This window comes from Streptomyces massasporeus (genome assembly GCF_014648995.1).
GTDB lineage: Bacteria > Actinomycetota > Actinomycetes > Streptomycetales > Streptomycetaceae > Streptomyces > Streptomyces massasporeus.
Genome location: NZ_BMSE01000022.1, coordinates 71,674 through 88,326 on the forward strand (window position 1 = coordinate 71,674; position 16,653 = coordinate 88,326).

Consider the following 16,653-nt stretch of genomic DNA (forward strand, 5'->3'; position numbering starts at 1 on the left):
GGCGAAAAGGAGGACGATCATGCCCGCAGCGAAGCGAACGGGTGTCGCCGCCTCGGTGTCGGTCCGCCCGCTGGTCGAGTCAGATCTGGACCGGGCCGACGAGATCTTCAGGGTCGCCTTCGGGACCTTCCTGGGGGCCCCTGAGCCGGAGACGTTCTTCGGGGCGGCCGACTATGTCCGCACCCGCTGGGCGGCAGATCCACACGCGGCCTTCGCGGCGACCGTCGAGGGCGAGGTCGTCGGATCGAACTTCGCCGCCGATTGGGGCAGCGTCGGGTTCTTCGGCCCGCTGACCGTACATCCGGATCTGTGGGACCAGGGCATCGGCAGACGGCTCATGGAACCGGTCATGGCCTGCTTCGACGCCTGGGAGAACCGCCACCTCGGCCTGTTCACCTTCTCGCACAGTCCCAAGCACCTCGAGGTCTACCGCCGGTACGGTTTCTGGCCCCGATTCCTCACAGCCATCATGAAGAAGCAGGTCACCGCCGGTGCCGCAGCCCCCGGCCGTGTGCTGTACGGCGAGCTGACCGCCGCCGAGCGGCCCGACGCACTGAGCCTCGGTCGCGCACTGACGGGGGCCGTGTACGAGGGCCTGAGCCTGGAGCGCGAGATCGTGGCCACACAGGCGCAGGGGCTCGGTGACACCGTCCTCCTCGAGGGCGCCGACTCCGACCTCGACGGTCTGGCCGTCTGCCACTGCGGAGCGGGGTCGGAGGCCGGTGAGGACGTGTGCTTCGTCAAGTTCGGCGCCGTGCGGCCTGGCCCGGACGCCGGGGACCGGTTCGAGCGACTGCTGAACGCGTGCGAGCAGCTGGCCACCGAGAAGAGACTGGGACAACTGGACGCCGGAGTGAACCTGGCCCGCCAGGATGCCTACCAGCGCATGGTCGACCGCGGTTTCCGTACCTGGCTGCAAGGCGTGACCATGCACAAGCCCAACGAACCCGGCTACAGCCACCCCGACGCCTACGTGATCGACGACTGGCGCTGAGTCCATCGCCATACTCGGCTTCGAGGCCGGAAACGTGCTCGGCGACAGACAAGCGATCGACGTCGATCGACGGCACTCTGTGCCATGCAACAGAAGCAAAGGGACGCCGGCGAAGGAGGCAACCCACGCGACGGGGGCCGCTCCCGGCAGCTCCCTGCAGCGACGCGGCAGCAGGTAAAGCGGTCCGTGAGGAGATCTTCGGGCCGGTCCTGGCGGTCATGCCGTTCGACACCGAGGAGGAGGTCGTCGGCCTGGCGAACGACACCGACTACGGTCTCGCGACCGGTGTGTGGACGCAGAACCTCGCACGGGCGCCCCGTGCGCAGGACCGCGGAGTGCACCTCGTGCATCAGCTCCCTGAGCTGCGCCGGCGAACGGCCCCGCGCGATCGTGATCGTGATCTGAGAATGACAGCTCCGCATCACGAACGGGTCGGCCACGGGCTCCTCGCCTGTGTTGATCGCTGCCATCGAGGAGGCAGGGACCTGTCCTCCTCGATGGCAGCATCCTGGCCGAGAGGGATTACCGCCCGCTGTTCGCCGGGTGGCTCTCGCTCACTTCAAGTGCCGGTCGAGGAACCGGCACCCGTCCTCCAGCTCGAACCGCGGGGTGCCGGTGTGCCCTCCCAGGTTGGCGTGCAGTGTCTTCTCCTTGCTGCCGAAGGCGTCGAACAGGTCCAGGGCCCGCTGCCGCGGGTTCCCTTCGTCGTCCCACTGCAGCAGGAACAGCAGCGGAATGGTGACCTGCCGGGCCTCCTCCCGCTGGGCACGGGGCACGAAGCCGCCGGCGAAGAAGCCCGCGGCCGCGATGCGCGGCTCGACCACCGCCAGCCGGATACCGAGGGCGGTCCACCCCCCGGAGTACCCCACCGGGCCTCCGGTCTCGGGCAGCTCGAGGAGGGCGTCCAAAGTCGTCTGCCATTCCGGGACCGCCTTTTCGACCATCGGGCCGATGAACGATTCGAAGATCTCGTCGACCGGTTCGCCGGCCTGCATCGCCTGCCGGAGGTGGGCACGGGCCTGCTCTTCGGCGGCGGACCGGGGACGGTCACCGCACCCGGCGGCGTCGATGGTGGCCACCGCGTAGCCGCGCGCCGCGGTGTACCGGGCCCGGGCCACGAGCCGGGGGTCGGCCTTGGGCAGGCCGTTGTTGTGGGCCATCAGGACCAGTGGGGCCGGTGCGATTCCTGGTGTCCACAGGGTGCCGGGGATCTCACCGAGGGTGAATTCGCGCTCGAGGACTCCGTCGTCGAGGCGCTGTTCGGAAGTGAAGTGCACGGTCGTGCCTTTCGGGAGGGCGCTGGAACGGCGCTCCCGGACGACCTATCGCCCGACCGTGACCCCGGAGGGGAGCACCCATGTCGATACTGCGTTCACAGGTACCACCTCCTCGTTGTGTCGCACGGCCTTCGGGAGGCTAGCAGCGGTCGCCCTTCACGGCCAACGGGTTTATGCAGCGCCTCTGTAGCGCCTGCTTCACCTGAAAGGGTTAAGGGATGCCGTAGAGAGCGGCCGGGATGAATACTCGGCCACCAGCCGGTGAGACATTCGGCATGACCGAACCCTTACCGGACATCCCGATTGCGGCGCTTGGCGTACCGCTTTCCGCCCCCGTCGTCTTCACGGCCGACTTCACCTCCACCACCCAATGGGTCGCGGGCCGTTCGTGGGCCTATCCCGGCGGAGGCCCGGTCAATCCGCGCGATGACAAGCTCGACCACTTGGTTTCCGACGCCGCGTACAGCCGCGCAGGGGTCCTCCGCGCCAGGCGACGACCGGACGGCCGGTGGAACACCGGGCTGCTCACCACCGAGGGCAGCGAGGAGGGATTCACCGTCCGCCCTGGGGACGTGCTGGAAGCCCGGGTACGGCTTCCCAGGGAAATCGGCGCCTGGCCGGCGATCTGGACCTGGCGGGACGGCGACCAGGAGATCGACGTCTTCGAGTACCACCCGGACAACCCGGACCTCCTCGAATTCACCAACCACGTGCGCGCTGCCAACCGTTACCACCACGACGAGGCGGTTCGACCAGGCGCACAGGTGAACCTGCGCACCGTGTTCGGCTCCCGATCGGTGGAATGGTGGCTCAACGGCAGGCGGGTCTTCGCCGACGGACGGGGCGTGGGCCGCAACTGGTACGCCTACCTCATCGTCAACCTCTCCGTGTGCGCCGGGCGTTACCACCCGCCGCCCCAGCCGGAAACGACCGAGATGTCATACGAGGTGAGCCACCTGGTCGTGCGGCGGCCCACGACGTCGGGCACGCACGCCGACGGGACTTAGGCGTTGTTTCGCGCTCGTCGCCGTCCCCCGCAGCTGCCGGGCCCCGGGATACACTGCCCTGCTCCCCCTGACTGGAGGTCAGCTGAGTGTTCCCAGCACGGGTACTTGCCGGTGCTCCGTTGGCGCTGGTCGTTCTCGCCCTTTCCGGCTGCTCTTCCCCGTGGGGCTGCACCGACACGACGGCGGAGCGCGGTGCGGCAGGTGTCAAGGTGCACGTCGAGGACACGTCCGGGCGGCCTCTCGGTGTCACCGCCGAAATCGTCGACTGGCGCCTGGAGCCCCACCCGCAGGTGCCCTCCGAAGGTGACCGGGTCCATTTCCACTACCGCTTCGACGGCGCCGACGAGACATCGGGCCCTGCGGTGGACGCCTGTGCGGTCGATGAGAAGCGCGTGGCGTTGGGGTGTCAGACGCTCTATTCATCCGAGGCGTTCGGGCCGGGTGGTGACCGCACGGGTGATGAATGGCTCGCCGTCGAGCACCCCGGGCAGGTTGCCGGAGTGCTGCTGATTCCCAATGACCAGTCCTACGACCGACGAACCTGCGAGCAGGACGTCAAGGACGGTGGCGGGCTGCATCCTCCGGAACCAGCCGGCAGGGGGGACCGACTGTAAGCGATGGCAATGGCTGCAGTGATGACGCCCTAGAACAACCGCCCCTGATACCCACGTTGGACGGGGCGCGAAGTGGGTCCGGCTGCTCCTGCCGGTACCGGATCGTCGCCGAAGAGAGGCGCCGTACCGCACTCGTCCAGCTCGGCGGGGATCCGTCCGTCCACCTCCGGGCGGGGCGGCGCATCACAGTCGAAGTCGTCCGGAGTCATGCACACCCAGTCGCGGCCACCTTGCTCACCCACTCGTCGTCACCGCCTCTCCCCCGGGCCTTCCCCAAGAAGGCTTCCCTGGATCAAGTGTTGCCCATCCTTGATCAGTTCCACCATCGGGGCACCTACACACCGCCTGGAGCCGGGGCGGATCCGCCGCGGGTGCGGCACGATGGAGGCGTGCGGATGCGACCAGTGCTGATCTTCGACGGAGACTGCGGCTTCTGCACCACGTCGGTGGACGTCGTCCAGCGTCTGGTGCGGCCCCGCTGTGAGGTTGTGGCATGGCAGCACGCGGACCTCGAGTCGCTCGGCGTCACTGAGGAGCGGGCCCGCCACGAGGCCCTGTGGGTGACGCCCACCGGGCGGGTGTACGGCGGCGCGCGGGCCGTGGCGAAGATCCTGCTGAGCGCAGGCGGCGTGTGGTCCGTCGTAGGAGCGGTCCTCACCCTGCCGCCCGTGCGCTGGGTCGCCCATGGCGTGTACCGGCTCGTGGCCGACAACCGGGGGCGACTGCCGGGAGGGACGGCGGCGTGTGCGGTGCCAGGTGCGAAGACTCGCGGGGAGTAGCCTGCGAGGTCACGACGTCCACGACGTCCTCAGCGGCTCAGGGCACCGCGGGATGGCGAGGGCACGACGAGACGAGACACGCAGCCTGTCGCGAGTCCTCCCGTCACGCCGCTCCGGCGTTGTCCCGTTGCAGTGCCGCACGCAGCCAGTCGTCCGCTGAGCCGGGCGTCGGCTGGGGGCTGCTGCCCGGCGGAGTCAGGACGACGGCGGTGAGTTCCCAGTAGCGGTCCAGGCGCGGATCGGCCGACAGGCGGGTGTCGAGCAGTCGGCGGAAGTCGGGGGTGTCTCGGCTGCGGTAGGCGCTCGCGTATGCCGCGACATAAGCGTCCAGGGCCTCGCCCGGATGCGGGTCGCGCGCCCTGCGCAGATGGGGGGCGGCGAGTTCGAATGCCTCCACGAGGCCCGCGTACAGCAGGGCGGCGCCGCCGGCGCCCGCTGCTCGGTGCACTTCTGGTTGGGGCTGACGGCCGCCTGGGCAGGGAGCCGTCGTCATGGCGTGGAGCTGGGCGAAGGCGAGTGCCTGGGACGGGTGCGGTTCGTCGGGCGGCTGGGGGACGGCCACCTCCAGGAACGCCGCGGTTGCCAGGCGCGGCATCCGTGGTGGCAGCCAGGTGCGCCAGAACCTGGCCAGTGGTGCGGTGCTCGGCGGGGTGTTCAGCGTGCCGAGCAGCCTCAGCCGGCCGGCGCGCTGGGCCGGCGGGCAGTCCCGCACCAGCTGGAGTGCCGCTTCCCGCCAGCGCAGGGCCTTCAGCTCGCTGCCGAGCTCGCGCAGACGGCTGTCGACGGCGTTCTCCAGCGCATGGCCGGCCGCGTCTTCGTCCTCGAGGATGCGGCGTATCTCGGGCAGGGGCAGGTCAAGAGTGCGCAGGGAGCGGATCAGCTGCAGTCGTTCCAGTGCCTGGGGGCCGTAGCGGCGGTGTCCGCCACTGCTGCGGGCGGCTTCGGGAAGCAGGCCTTGGTCGGAGTAGAAGCGGACGGTCTTCACCGTGGCACCGGCGCGCTCGGCGAGTTCCCCGATGCTCCACAACAGCTCGTGCGACGTGGACAGTTGAACCTCCCTTAAGGGGAGTTCCTACGGTACCGGTGCGCGGGGCGGGGCAGGTGCCGTGGCCCGCGGAGGATGGCGTACGCGACCGGCGCGGCGTCATGTGACGAATCCGGGGAGGCCTTTGTGCAGGTGTTCATCATGGTGGCGGGTGTGTTCACCGGGGCCCATGTCTGGCAGGAGACGGCCGAACGGCTGGTCGCGGCGGGCAGCGCGGCGCACGCGGTCCCGCTGACGGGCATCGACCCGTCCCGGCCCGCCACGTCGGGGCACGTCGGTCTGGAGACGCACATCGAGGACGTGATCGCGGCGATCGACGCGGTGGACGCGACGTCCGGGCCTGAGATCGTGCTCGTCGGTCACGACTACGGGATCCACCCGGTGCTCGGCGCCGCCGATCGGCGGGCGGAGCGCGTGGCACGCGTCGTGTACCTGGACTGCGGGATGCCGCAGAACGGTGTTCCGGCGCTGGCCGCCGTACCGGACCAGGCTCTGCGTGCACAGTTGACCGAACGTGCCGAGGCGGGTGAGCGCGAGGGTGTCCTGGCGCCGCCGGGCCTCGACGAGTGGGGACGCTGGGGCAGTACCGCCGGTGTCGGGGAGGCGGAGCTCAAGCGGCTGACCGCTCTGGCGGCGCCGCAGCCGCTGGGAACCCTGTTCCAGCCGCTGCGGTTGACCGGAGCGGTGGCCACGGTTCCCGTGACCGGCGTGCTGTGCGCCCGGAACGGCGCCGGCATCGACCAGGTGCAGAGGCTCGTGGACTTCGGTGATCCCGCGCTGGCCGTCCTCACCGAACCTCAGGTCACCTTCTTCGAACTGCCCACCGGGCACTGGCCGATGTTGTCCTGCCCCGACACACTGGCAGACGTCCTGCAGCGGGCGGCGGCGGGTGAGGGGCACCGCCTGCGGCCTGCCGGAGACGGTGCGTCGGCGCCCGCCCACCTGCGCCCGTTCCCACTGGACGTGCCCGAGCTGCCTCGCGACCGCCGAGGGCATGTCGATCTGTACGTCCCCGACGGTGACGGCCCGCGACCTGCGGTGATCTTCGTGCACGGCGGGCCGGTGCCCGCCGGGGCGCGGCCGCGCCCCCGTGAGTGGCCGGCCCTGGTGGGATACGCCCGCCTCGCGGCCGCCGAGGGCATGGTCGGCGTGACGCTCGACCACCGTCTGCACGACGTCGCGGACTACCACCGCGCCGCCGCGGACGTCGCCGCCGCGGTGGAACTGGTGCGGGCCGACACGCGGGTGGACTCGGACCGGATCGCCCTGTGGTTCTTCTCCGGCGGCGGCCTTCTCACCACGGACTGGCTGGCACGGCCACCCGCCTGGCTGCGCTGTTTGGCCGCCTCCTACCCCGTCCTGGCCCCCCTCCCCGCTTGGGGGATGGCCGGCAGCCGCTTCCACCCCGCCAGGGCGGTCGATCAGGCGGGGCCCCTGCCCGTCGTCCTCCTGCGCGCCGGGCGCGAGGCACCCGAGATCGCCGCGACCGTCGATGCGTTCGTGAGCGCGGCCAAGCGGTGCGCAGCGCGACTGGAGTTGGTCGATGTCCCGGGCGGCCACCATGGGTTCGAGACCATCGACCCACCGGAGGAGACGCGGCCGGCGTTGCAGCGTGCGATGCGCTCGGTGGTCGCCCACCTGACCGGCTGAGGGCCTGGCTGCGGTGTTCCCCCCACAGCATGGTGGCGCCAACTCCACCCCAGCTGGGGGGTGAACGCCATTCTGCCGCCGGAGAATGATCTGAATACTGAGCTCCATGAGCAAATCCATGGCGCTTCCGGTGGACCCGCCGAGGCAAGAAGAACGACAGGAGAAGAACAGGGGAAGTGACTTCTCTGAATTGTCTCGTCGTATAACCGAGGCCGGGCTTCTCCGGCGTCGCCCTTTGTATTACACGGTCCGATTCGGGCTGGTCGCCCTCACCCTCGCGGGGTGCGTCGGCGCGTTTCTCGCACTGGGGGACAGCTGGGGTCAGCTGTTTGTCGCCGTCGCTCTGGCCGTGGTCTTCGGCCAGCTCGGACTGGCTGCCCACGACCTCGCCCACCAGCAGGTCTTTTCCCGGCGGAGGCCCAGTGAGGCAGGCGGTCTGCTGGTCGCCGACCTGTTGCTGGGCATGAGCTACGGGTGGTGGATGAACAAGCACACCCGGCATCACGCGAATCCCAATCACGAGGGAAAGGACCCGGATGTCTCGCCGGACATTCTCGTCTGGTCGCGTCGGCAGGCGCGCCGGGCCCGGGGTCTGCCGCGTTTCGTCGGAAAGCACCAGGCCGCGCTCTTCTTCCCGCTGCTGACCCTGGAAGGTCTGAATCTGAGCTTCAGCAGCTTCCGCGCTCTGAAAAGTCCGTCGGTGAAAAGGCCCGCACTCGAGTGCACGCTGCTCGTGGCTCACTTCGTGGTGTACTTCGGCGGCCTCTTCGCCGTCCTCTCCCCCGCCAAGGCGCTCGTCTTCCTCGCAGTCCACCAGGGCCTGTTCGGCATCTACCTCGGTTCGGTGTTCGCGCCCAACCACAAGGGGATGCCGATGATCGAGGAGGGGACCCGGCTGGACTTTCTGCGCCGCCAGGTCCTCACCTCGCGCAATGTCCGCGGCGGTGCTCTGGTCGACGCCTTCATGGGCGGGCTCAACTACCAGATCGAACACCACCTCTTCCCCAGCATGCCGACACCTGCACTCGCCAGGGCGCAGGTCATCACCGAGCGGTACTGCGCGGAGCTGGGCATCCCGTACCACCGGACGGGGCTGATCGCCTCTCACCGGGAGGCTCTGCGCCACCTGCGGAGTGTCGGCGAGCCGCTGCGCGCCCCGGCCCAGAGCTGACCCGGAGCACGGCCCGGCAGGGACTGGACGGCCTCTGTGGGGCACCGCGCCGTCCCAGGGGGTGGCGCGGTGCCGTTACTCGCCGCGCCGGCGGTGAGCCGAGGCCGTGTCGGATCCTGCTGGGCGTCAGTGGAGCGGCTTGTCCAGGACCGCCTTGCGGTGGCTGAAGGTCTCGATGGAGTAGCGGCCGTGATAGTTGCCCATGCCGCTCTCCCCCACCCCGCCGAACGGCAGGTCGGAGACGGTGAGATGGGCGAGCGGAAGGCCGTGGCCGAGGCCGCCCGATGAGGTCTCGGCGGCGAACCGGCGCCGCGTCCCGTCGGACTCGCTGAAGACGTACAGGGCGAGCGGCTTGTCCCTGTCGTTGATGAAGTCGATCGCCTCGTCGAGACCGGGGACCGTCACGATCGGCAGGATGGGGCCGAAGATCTCCTCCCGCATGACGGGCGCGTCGGGGTCGACGTCTGCCAGGACGGTGGGCGCGATGTACTTCGCCGTTCGGTCACTCGTGCCGCCCACGACGGTGCGGCCTGAGTCGAGCAGGCCGGTGAGCCGGTCGAAGTGCCGTTCGTTGATGATCCGCCCGTACTCGCCGGAGGCCGCCGGGTCGCTTCCGTACAGCGCCTTCACGGCGTCCGCGAGCAGCGGCTCCAGGGCCGCCGCGGTCTCCGGGTCGGTCAGGACGTAGTCGGGGGCGACGCAGGTCTGTCCGGCGTTGAGGAACTTGCCGTGGGCAAGCCGCTCCGCGACGACGGCCAGGTCGGTGTCGCGGTCGACGAACGCCGGTGACTTGCCGCCGAGTTCGAGGGTGACCGGGGTGAGATGCTCGGCGGCGGCGCGCAGCACGATGCGGCCGACCGTGCCGTTGCCGGTGTAGAAGATGTGGTCGAAACGCTCCGCCAGCAGGGCCGTGGTCTCGGGAACGCCGCCCTCCACCACGGCGACCGCGTCGGTGTCGAGGTAGGCCGGCAGCAGCCGGGCCAGGGTGGCGGAGGTGGCCGGGGACAGCTCGCTCGGCTTGGCGACCACCGCGTTGCCCGCGGCCAGGGCGCCGACGACCGGGGCGAGCAGAAGCTGAGCCGGGTAGTTCCAGGGCGCGATGACGAGGACGACACCCAGCGGGTCGTACTGCGTCCAGACCGTCACGTCCGCGCCGAGGTGGTCCGGGGTCGGGGCGGGCTCGGGGCGCAGCCAGTCCGCGAGGTGATCGAGCGTGTGGTCGATCTCACGGACAGTGAAGTCGATCTCGGTGCGGTAGGCCTCGGTGGCGCTCTTGCCCAGGTCGGCGTGGAGGGCGGCGGCCAGGTCCGCGCCGTTCTCCGTGAGCATGTCGCGCAGCCGGCGCAGCTGGGCCGTGCGCCACTCGACGGGCTTGGTACGGCCGGTGCGGAAGGTGGCGCGCAGGCGGGCGACGACGTCGGCGGGCTGCTCAGGGGCGGAGTGGTTCACGGGTTCCTCGCAGAGTCACAGTCGGATGTATATACCAACCTTCTGACCGCACCTCTGGATTCCACCCTTCATGAACCGCGTCCGTGCCGTGTGTCACAGCGGGTCGAGTCCCCGCCGCAGGACGGGGGGCGGCGGGGATCGACCGGACGACTTTTGGGTGGCACCGTTCGGTCGGGGGGCCGAGGGGCCCTTCGGGGGTTATCGGGTCCTGAAGCGGCGGAAGAGGTTTCGGGCCACGTACACGCCCGGGCCGCCGAAGCCGACGATGTCGACGCGTCCGTCGCCGGTGATGTCGGCGAGGAAGCGGGGGTGACGGTCTACCCGCCAGGCGCCGGCGTCGTCGTTGTACCCGAAGCCCCGGCACACGAGCTGGGCCTGCTCGAATCGGCCACCGCCACGGTTGTGCGCCACCCAGACCCCTTCGTCGCCGAAGCCGACGATGTCCGGGGTGCCGTCGCCGGTGACGTCGGCGAGGAACCGGAGATGCCTGTCACTCGTCCATCCCTGGGCGAGCCCGAAGTCGTTGAGGACGAGCTCCGCGGCGTCGAACATGCCGTCACCGCGCCCGCGTGCGACGACGACGCCCTGCGGACCGAAACCGACGATGTCCACGGCTCCGCCATGGGTGGTGCCGACCAGGAACCGGGGGTGCTCCCCGGCCGTGCTCCACCCCTGGTCGACGCCGAAGTCGTCGAGGATGTACAGCGGGTCGGCGAAGGTGCCGTCTTCGTCCTGGAGTGAGATCCAGACGCCGTCGTCGTGGAAGCCGACGATGTCGAGCCGGCCGTCACCGGTGGTGTCGCCGAGGAAGCGAGGGTGCTTGTCAGCGAGCCACCCACCCGCCTTTTCTTCGTGGCCGAACGCCCGGAGGACCGGTTCGTCGGCGAGTGGCGCGAACTTTCCCTCCTCGTCCTGGAGTGAGATCCAGACGCCGTCGTCGTGGAAGCCGACGATGTCGAGCCTGCCGTCACCGGTGGCGTCGGCGAGGAAGCGAGGGTGCTTGTCGGCGAGCCACCCGCCGGCCTGTCTGCCGTGCCCGAATGCCTTGAGAGCCGGCTCGCCGCTCGTGAGTGCGAACGTTCCGGCCTCGTCCTGCAGGAAGACGCGGACACCGTCGGCGGCCAGCACGACGGCGTCAGGCTTGCCGTCGCCCGTCGTGTCCGCGAGAGTCCACAGGTCTTCGGTGCTCGGGGAGGGTGCGGGCGGGTGCAGGACGCGCTCACCGTCCTGGAAGGTGCCGTCGCCTCTGCTGGAGGCCGTCACTGCCCCCTTCGCGGGTTTGAGCCCCACGATGTCCGCCTGGCCGGCTCCCGTCGTGTCGGCGAGGAGCCGGTCACCGACCCACGCCCATGGGGCCGCTTGCCCGCTGTGGGAGCGGCCGTCTGCTCTGGTGCTCTTCCAGCCGCCGGCTGCCTGGTCGCTCCCGAAGCGTTCGAGGACCAGCAGCATGTCGCTGAAGGAGGGCGTCGCCTCGGGTGCGGGCCGCAGCGCGGTCGAGCGGGCCAGCCGCCAGGACCGGCGGCCGTTCCAGTGGCTCAGTGGTGCCCAGCGCAGCGCGGGGTCGCTGGTGCGCCGGGGCTCGGCCGGGACGAACCGCCAGCGCTGGCTCTCCGCACTGTCGTCGTACTCCCGCAGGACGACCCGAATGTCCTCCTTTCCGGGGTCGGCGAGGTCGAGAACGGCCCGGCCGGTCGCGTCCTCGATGAAGTAGAGGCCCGCTTCGCCCTCGACGGGGACGACGTGCCACTGCTGCGCCTTCTTGCCGGCGGCGGCGTCCCACTGACGGACGCCGCGGTCCGCGGCGGCGGGGTTGTCGAGCACCTTGCCGCTGACCGCGTTGCGGATCACATAGGTCTGGTCGCCCTGCGCGGCCTGGACGCGGGTGAGCTGCCACTGCTCCGGGCCGGGCCCGCCGTCGGGGAAGTCGCGGACGACGAGCGCCCCGTCCGTGCCCGGCGCGGCCTTGGCGCCGAGCGTCTTCCCCGTGGCGGCGTTGACGATCTGAAGCTTCAGTTCTTCCGTGGGCACGGGCATCGTGGTGCCTCTTCCAAACGGTGCGGGCATCGGATCGGGACGGATGGGGCACGGCGGTGGCCGCGCATCACGTGAAGACGTGGTGGTAGGGCACGTTCCACTCGTTGGGCAGTCGCGGGTAGAACGTGTTGATGACCGTCCCGGTGAAGTCCCCGCCCCAGTTGTAGGTCAGGCGCACCTCGCTGTCGGCCGTCACCGTGTGGTCCTTGAACCCGAGGATGGCGTCGGGGTGGGTGATCGGCACGAAGGTGATCCCGCCCCACGGAGTCACCGTGACGACCCAGAGCTGGGTGTCCTCGGGCGCACCGTTCTTCCCGCGCCACTTGTCGCCGACCTTGTCGGGCAGGCCGACCTGGACGGTGTCGGCTGTGCTCTTGGGGGCCTCTTGGTGGACGGTGACGCGCCTGCGCTGCGGTTTGGGCGCGCCGTCGTCGCCGCGCCCCGCGTCCCCGTCACTCGCCCCGGCGGGCGTGGGCGGCACCTGGCCGGCGGCGCTCTCGATGAAGTACAGCGGTCGCTGCCCGAAGAAGCCGGCGGGGGTGATGTGCCAGAGGTGACCCTGCGCGTCCTTGGTGGCCGGGTCGAGGGCGGTGGCCAGCTTGACCCCCTTGTCGTGACTGTCCTCCTTCAGCTCGGCAGGGCGCAGGTAGCCGCCGTTGAAGGCGTGGACGAGCATGACCGGCCGGTTCTCGACCAGCGCGGCCACGATGGCGTTGTCGTAGCTGTTCACCGCCACCGGGCCGCCGACCACCAAATTCGCCATCGTCGTGCGTTCTTGGGTGTACATCGCGGAACCTCACCTGTTCTCGATGCGGAGGACGAATACGCCGGGCGCTCAGTGCAGTGACCTGTATGCGGAATTACCGCAAGCACTATCCCTTTCGGCCGCGGAGATCGGAAGGCCGAGCAATCGGCGGGCGCCTCAACTTACCTTTTATTACTGCCAGTTGAGAGCCTCCGGCGAACCTCTTTCACTCGAATGAGCGTGATACGCAATGACGTCTTCCCGCTCAATCGGGTACCTGCTAGCTTCGATTTCCGTAATGCGCGCAGATCACTGTTTCCATTTCACCAAGTGCGGTTCTGCCGGATCGGCCAAGGATGTGAAATGCCTGCCAACGCGTACAACCTGGAACGGGTCAAACGCCAGCCGCTGACGAAGAAGAACCTGCGGGAACTGGACATCGACAGCACCTGGCAGTCGATCCTCAACCACCCCAACCTGGTCTACACCGACAACAACGGCGTGCAGCACAAGCCCATCGGGTTCTCCATCAACAAGGTGAGTTTCGGCGCTTTCCCCGGATCCGCGTTCGACCTGGGCTGGCTCGCCTACATGACCCTCGGGGAACCGCTGATCGAGGAGCGGAGCAACATCGCCCAGCCCCCGCCCGACACGTTCTCCTCACGCGCCTACGTCAACCGCAGCCAGACGTCTCCGATGACCTTCACCGACTCGGTCGATTTCACCGTGTCGAACGGGGTCACGTGGTCGCTCCACGGGGACGCCAAGCTCACCTTCGGCGGCAGCGTCGGCGCGCAGCTCCAACTGCAGCTGCAGAACCAGCTCAAGCTGGATCTCCAGGCGCAGCTCCAGACGCAGCTCCGCAACGACATGGCGAACAAGAACGCGAACACGGTGACCAACAAGAACAGCAAGGACAACGTCGGCGTCGACAACGCCAACTCCACCGAAACGGCCGCGACGAACTCCGTGGGAAACTCCGCGGCGAACTCGGTGACGAATTCGGTGGCGTTCACGACCCAGGGCAGCGCCACCGGCAACGCGTCGCTCAACGCGCAGTTGGCGCTGGGCATCGCTGCCTCCGTCGGCGGCTCACTGACCACCAGCTGGTCATCGAAATCGCAGATCTCCGGCCAGGTCCCGCCGAGCTCCCGCGTGGAGACCATCGCCACACAGCGGCGTACCCACAAGCACTTCACGTACGAAATTCCGGTGACTTTCTCCGGGTTCGTCGCGGTGAAGTACGCGGTACCGGTGGCGGTCCTGTCTCCCCCGCAGCCCGGGAACCTGCCGGGCCTCGACCAGGTGGTGGCCCGCGATATCGGGGACATCGACCTGGCGGGCGGCGCCGGCTTCCGCATGAAGGGACTGGCCGAGGTCGTCTCCGCCCTGGAGGTCCACCACACGATGTTCGACAACGAGAGCCTGACCTACAGCCAACGCGCGCTGTACAAGGGGCCTTGACCGGGGCCGCACCGCCGCCACGACGACCAGGGGTGATGACCATGGTGTTCGACAACATCTTCGACTTCGCGAAGAACAGCGCGGGGCTCTTCTCCGTGACCACCGACGCCACCAAGCAACAGCCGGGCGCGGACATCGACTTCGAAGACGCCGAGGAGGACACGTACGACGACAAGAGCACGAGCCTGTTCAGCCGTGAGATCCACGGGGCTTCCTCCCGAGCGAAAGTGGTGCAGGAGCAGTCGCCCGAAGCGCGGGCCGTACTGGTCTTCCTCGGCTCCTTCATCCAGACCACCCGGGCATCAGCCGGTGAACAGGCCCGGCACCCCCATGCCGGCTCGGTGTCCGACGCGGCCTCCGCCGGCATGAACCAGGCGAGTACGACGGTGACGGACCACAGCGGCCTGCAAAAGGACGAGGACCTGGAGAGCAGGCCGAAAAGGAGCGACTACACCAAGCCCCCCAAGACCCCGGAAGCCTCCAAGGCACCAGAAGCACCCAAGGCACCCAAGGCAACTGCCGAGACCCCGTCCAAGTCCCAGTGACGGACGGGTGATGAGGGGCAGGGGTGAGACCGTCCCTGCCCCTCGCGTGTCACACGGGCAGCAGTTGCCACTGCCGTTCCCGGTGATCGCCCTCCGACCCGTCCTGTTTGATCACCGCACGGGCATTGGTGTCGACCCGCAACAGCAGACCGCTGTTGTGGTTCGCGATCTCGTACACCCGCGGGATGTCGGTCACCGGCCCCACCGGGATCAGCCGCCACTGCTGGTGGCGGGCTTCAGCCCCCTCGTAGGCGCGCTGCGCCACCACTGCACCGGACCACTCCTGCGCTCCGACCACCTCCAGGACCTTGCCGCTGCGCACGTTCTCGATCCTGTACAGGACGTCGCCGTCGTCCTGGCCCGCGGCGACCAACCGCCACCGCTGGTGATCCCTGGAACTGGCGAGCACCTGCTGGACCTCGGCCCCGTCCTTGACGGACTCACGCACGACCCCCATGCGCAGCCTGCTCCGCACGTTGGCCCAGGCGACCACCGTGCCCGACTCGGGCCGCCCGGCCATCTTCGCCGACGCGATCTTCCGGGCCCTGTCGTTGGCATGGTCGGCGAAGTAGAGGGCGTCGACACAGTCCACGGCGAGCGCGTAGGGGTTACGCAGTTGGGCCGAGGCGGCCGGGCCGCCGTCACCGCCGAAGTTCGCGGCACCCGTGCCCGCGACTGTACTGATCATCCCGTCGACCGTGACCTTCCGGACCCGGTGATTGCTGTGGTCGGAGAAGTAGACGACGCCGGTGCTGTCCACCGCCACTGCCACGGGGTAGTTCAGCTGGGCTGCGGTGGCGAGACCGCCGTCACCGCTGAAGTTCGCCGTGCCCTTGCCGGCGAACGTGCCGATCTTCCCGTCAGGCGTGACCTTCCGGATCCGGTGGTTGTAGTAGTCGGCGATGTAGAGGTTGCCCGCGCCGTCCACAGCCACTCCGACCGGGTGCCTCAGCTGGGCTGAGACGGCAGGGCCGCCATCACCCAGGGCGCCCGGGGACCCGTTTCCCGCATACGTACTGATCTTCCCGTCGGGCGTGACCTTCCGGACCCGGTGGCCGCCGTGCTCGCAGATGTAGAGGTTGCCTGCGCTGTCCACCGCCACGCCGAGTGGGCTGTTCAACTGGGCGGCGGTGGCGAGACCTCCGTCACCGCCGGAGCTTGCCTGGCCGGTGCCGGCGAAGGTGCTGATCTTGCCGTCGGCCGTCACCTTCCGGATCCGGTGATTGCCTGCATCGGCGATGTAGAGGTTGCCCGCGCCGTCCACCGCCACCTCGCGCGGGTTTCTCAACTGGGCCGAGACGGCAGGGCCGCCATCACCCAGGGCGCCCGGGGACCCGTTCCCCGCACAGGTGCTGATCTTCCCGTCAGTGGTGACCTTCCGGACCCGGTGGCCGGCGTACTCGGAGATGTACACGGTGCCGACACTGTCCACCGCCACCCCCAGCGGACGGTTCAACTGGGCCGCCACAGCGGGCTCGGCGTCCCCTGTGGACCCCGCGACCCCGGTCCCCGCGAACGTGCTGATCACAGGGGCGGCTTGCTCGTCCCCCGTCGTCGCTGCTTGATCAGTGCTCATGGTCATCCCTTTCGCCGTTCACCCCAGCGCCGACTACAAGCGGTACTCGGCCGGCTGCGCACCGCCGCCACGCCGGTACCGGCGCTCTGCGATGGTGACGCCCACAAGGGACAAGCAGGGACGAACAGCGGGACTCCAGATCACGCAATCGTCTGGAAAAGGAGTGTTTGCCCAACCCGCCGCCCCGGGCGTCCTGTTGACGGGGTGAGGCGCTCACCAGGATGCGACCGAAAGGCCAGTCACCCTCAGGAGGTAATGACAGACGCGACGTTGACGCCGCCAGGGCGGGTGCGGAAGCGGGGG

Annotated in this window: 14 protein-coding genes and 1 pseudogene; 9 read left to right on the forward strand and 6 right to left on the reverse strand. The window is 69.3% G+C overall.

Annotated elements, in window-relative coordinates:
• The first annotated feature begins 19 nt into the window (after window positions 1–19).
• Together IE153_RS34510 and IE153_RS34515 are read left to right on the forward strand one after the other, a co-directional pair.
• Window positions 20–994, forward strand: coding sequence for a GNAT family N-acetyltransferase (locus IE153_RS34510; RefSeq protein WP_189593649.1), 975 nt, complete (start codon window positions 20–22; stop codon window positions 992–994).
• Window positions 995–1,170: 176 nt separating this feature from the next.
• A pseudogene (locus IE153_RS34515) lies at window positions 1,171–1,314 on the forward strand (aldehyde dehydrogenase family protein); the annotation flags it as partial.
• Between the two features lie 234 nt (window positions 1,315–1,548).
• Here the strand turns inward: IE153_RS34515 and IE153_RS34520 are convergent.
• Window positions 1,549–2,271, reverse strand: coding sequence for a dienelactone hydrolase family protein (locus IE153_RS34520; RefSeq protein WP_189593650.1), 723 nt, complete (start codon window positions 2,269–2,271; stop codon window positions 1,549–1,551).
• A gap of 275 nt (window positions 2,272–2,546) precedes the next feature.
• On the opposite strand from IE153_RS34520, the gene IE153_RS34525 reads away from it, so the two are divergent.
• The 3 genes from IE153_RS34525 to IE153_RS34535 all read left to right on the forward strand — a co-directional run bounded on the left by IE153_RS34525 (window position 2,547) and on the right by IE153_RS34535 (window position 4,671).
• On the forward strand, window positions 2,547–3,278 hold the full coding sequence (locus IE153_RS34525) for a LamG domain-containing protein (protein ID WP_189593651.1): 732 nt from the start codon (window positions 2,547–2,549) through the stop codon (window positions 3,276–3,278).
• Between the two features lie 86 nt (window positions 3,279–3,364).
• Window positions 3,365–3,892: a hypothetical protein gene (locus IE153_RS34530; protein ID WP_189593652.1), complete on the forward strand. Its 528-nt coding sequence runs from the start codon at window positions 3,365–3,367 to the stop codon at window positions 3,890–3,892.
• 389 nt (window positions 3,893–4,281) lie between these two features.
• Window positions 4,282–4,671, forward strand: a complete 390-nt coding sequence (locus IE153_RS34535) for a thiol-disulfide oxidoreductase DCC family protein (protein ID WP_189593653.1) — start codon at window positions 4,282–4,284, stop codon at window positions 4,669–4,671.
• Window positions 4,672–4,774: 103 nt separating this feature from the next.
• Here IE153_RS34535 and IE153_RS34540 read toward each other — a convergent pair whose 3' ends face one another.
• A complete protein-coding gene (locus IE153_RS34540; RefSeq protein WP_189593710.1) occupies window positions 4,775–5,719 on the reverse strand; it encodes a helix-turn-helix domain-containing protein in 945 nt (314 codons plus the stop codon).
• A gap of 123 nt (window positions 5,720–5,842) precedes the next feature.
• Here IE153_RS34540 and IE153_RS34545 point away from each other — a divergent pair, with 123 nt between their 5' ends.
• A complete protein-coding gene (locus tag IE153_RS34545) occupies window positions 5,843–7,366 on the forward strand; it encodes an alpha/beta hydrolase (RefSeq protein WP_189593654.1) in 1,524 nt (507 codons plus the stop codon).
• A 118-nt stretch (window positions 7,367–7,484) separates the two neighbouring features.
• On the forward strand, window positions 7,485–8,537 hold the full coding sequence (locus IE153_RS34550; RefSeq protein ID WP_438817976.1) for a fatty acid desaturase family protein: 1,053 nt from the start codon (window positions 7,485–7,487) through the stop codon (window positions 8,535–8,537).
• Window positions 8,538–8,663: 126 nt separating this feature from the next.
• Here the strand turns inward: IE153_RS34550 and IE153_RS34555 are convergent, their stop codons facing one another.
• The 3 genes from IE153_RS34555 to IE153_RS34565 form a co-directional block, all read right to left on the reverse strand.
• The gene (locus IE153_RS34555; RefSeq protein WP_189593656.1) at window positions 8,664–9,986 is read right to left on the reverse strand and encodes an aldehyde dehydrogenase family protein; all 1,323 of its coding nucleotides are present in this window, start codon (window positions 9,984–9,986) and stop codon (window positions 8,664–8,666) included.
• A 198-nt stretch (window positions 9,987–10,184) separates the two neighbouring features.
• Window positions 10,185–12,020, reverse strand: coding sequence for an FG-GAP-like repeat-containing protein (locus tag IE153_RS34560; RefSeq protein WP_189593657.1), 1,836 nt, complete (start codon window positions 12,018–12,020; stop codon window positions 10,185–10,187).
• Between the two features lie 67 nt (window positions 12,021–12,087).
• Window positions 12,088–12,807 (reverse strand): hypothetical protein, encoded by a 720-nt coding sequence (locus IE153_RS34565; RefSeq protein WP_189593658.1) that lies wholly within the window; start codon window positions 12,805–12,807, stop codon window positions 12,088–12,090.
• Between the two features lie 321 nt (window positions 12,808–13,128).
• Between IE153_RS34565 and IE153_RS34570 the strand changes: the two genes are divergently transcribed.
• Both IE153_RS34570 and IE153_RS34575 read left to right on the forward strand, forming a co-directional pair.
• Window positions 13,129–14,229, forward strand: coding sequence for a hypothetical protein (locus IE153_RS34570; protein ID WP_189593659.1), 1,101 nt, complete (start codon window positions 13,129–13,131; stop codon window positions 14,227–14,229).
• A 41-nt stretch (window positions 14,230–14,270) separates the two neighbouring features.
• Window positions 14,271–14,774 (forward strand): hypothetical protein, encoded by a 504-nt coding sequence (locus IE153_RS34575; protein ID WP_189593660.1) that lies wholly within the window; start codon window positions 14,271–14,273, stop codon window positions 14,772–14,774.
• Window positions 14,775–14,823: 49 nt separating this feature from the next.
• Here IE153_RS34575 and IE153_RS34580 read toward each other — a convergent pair whose 3' ends face one another.
• The gene (locus tag IE153_RS34580) at window positions 14,824–16,350 is read right to left on the reverse strand and encodes an NHL domain-containing protein (protein WP_189593661.1); all 1,527 of its coding nucleotides are present in this window, start codon (window positions 16,348–16,350) and stop codon (window positions 14,824–14,826) included.
• Between the last annotated feature and the right edge of the window lie 303 nt (window positions 16,351–16,653).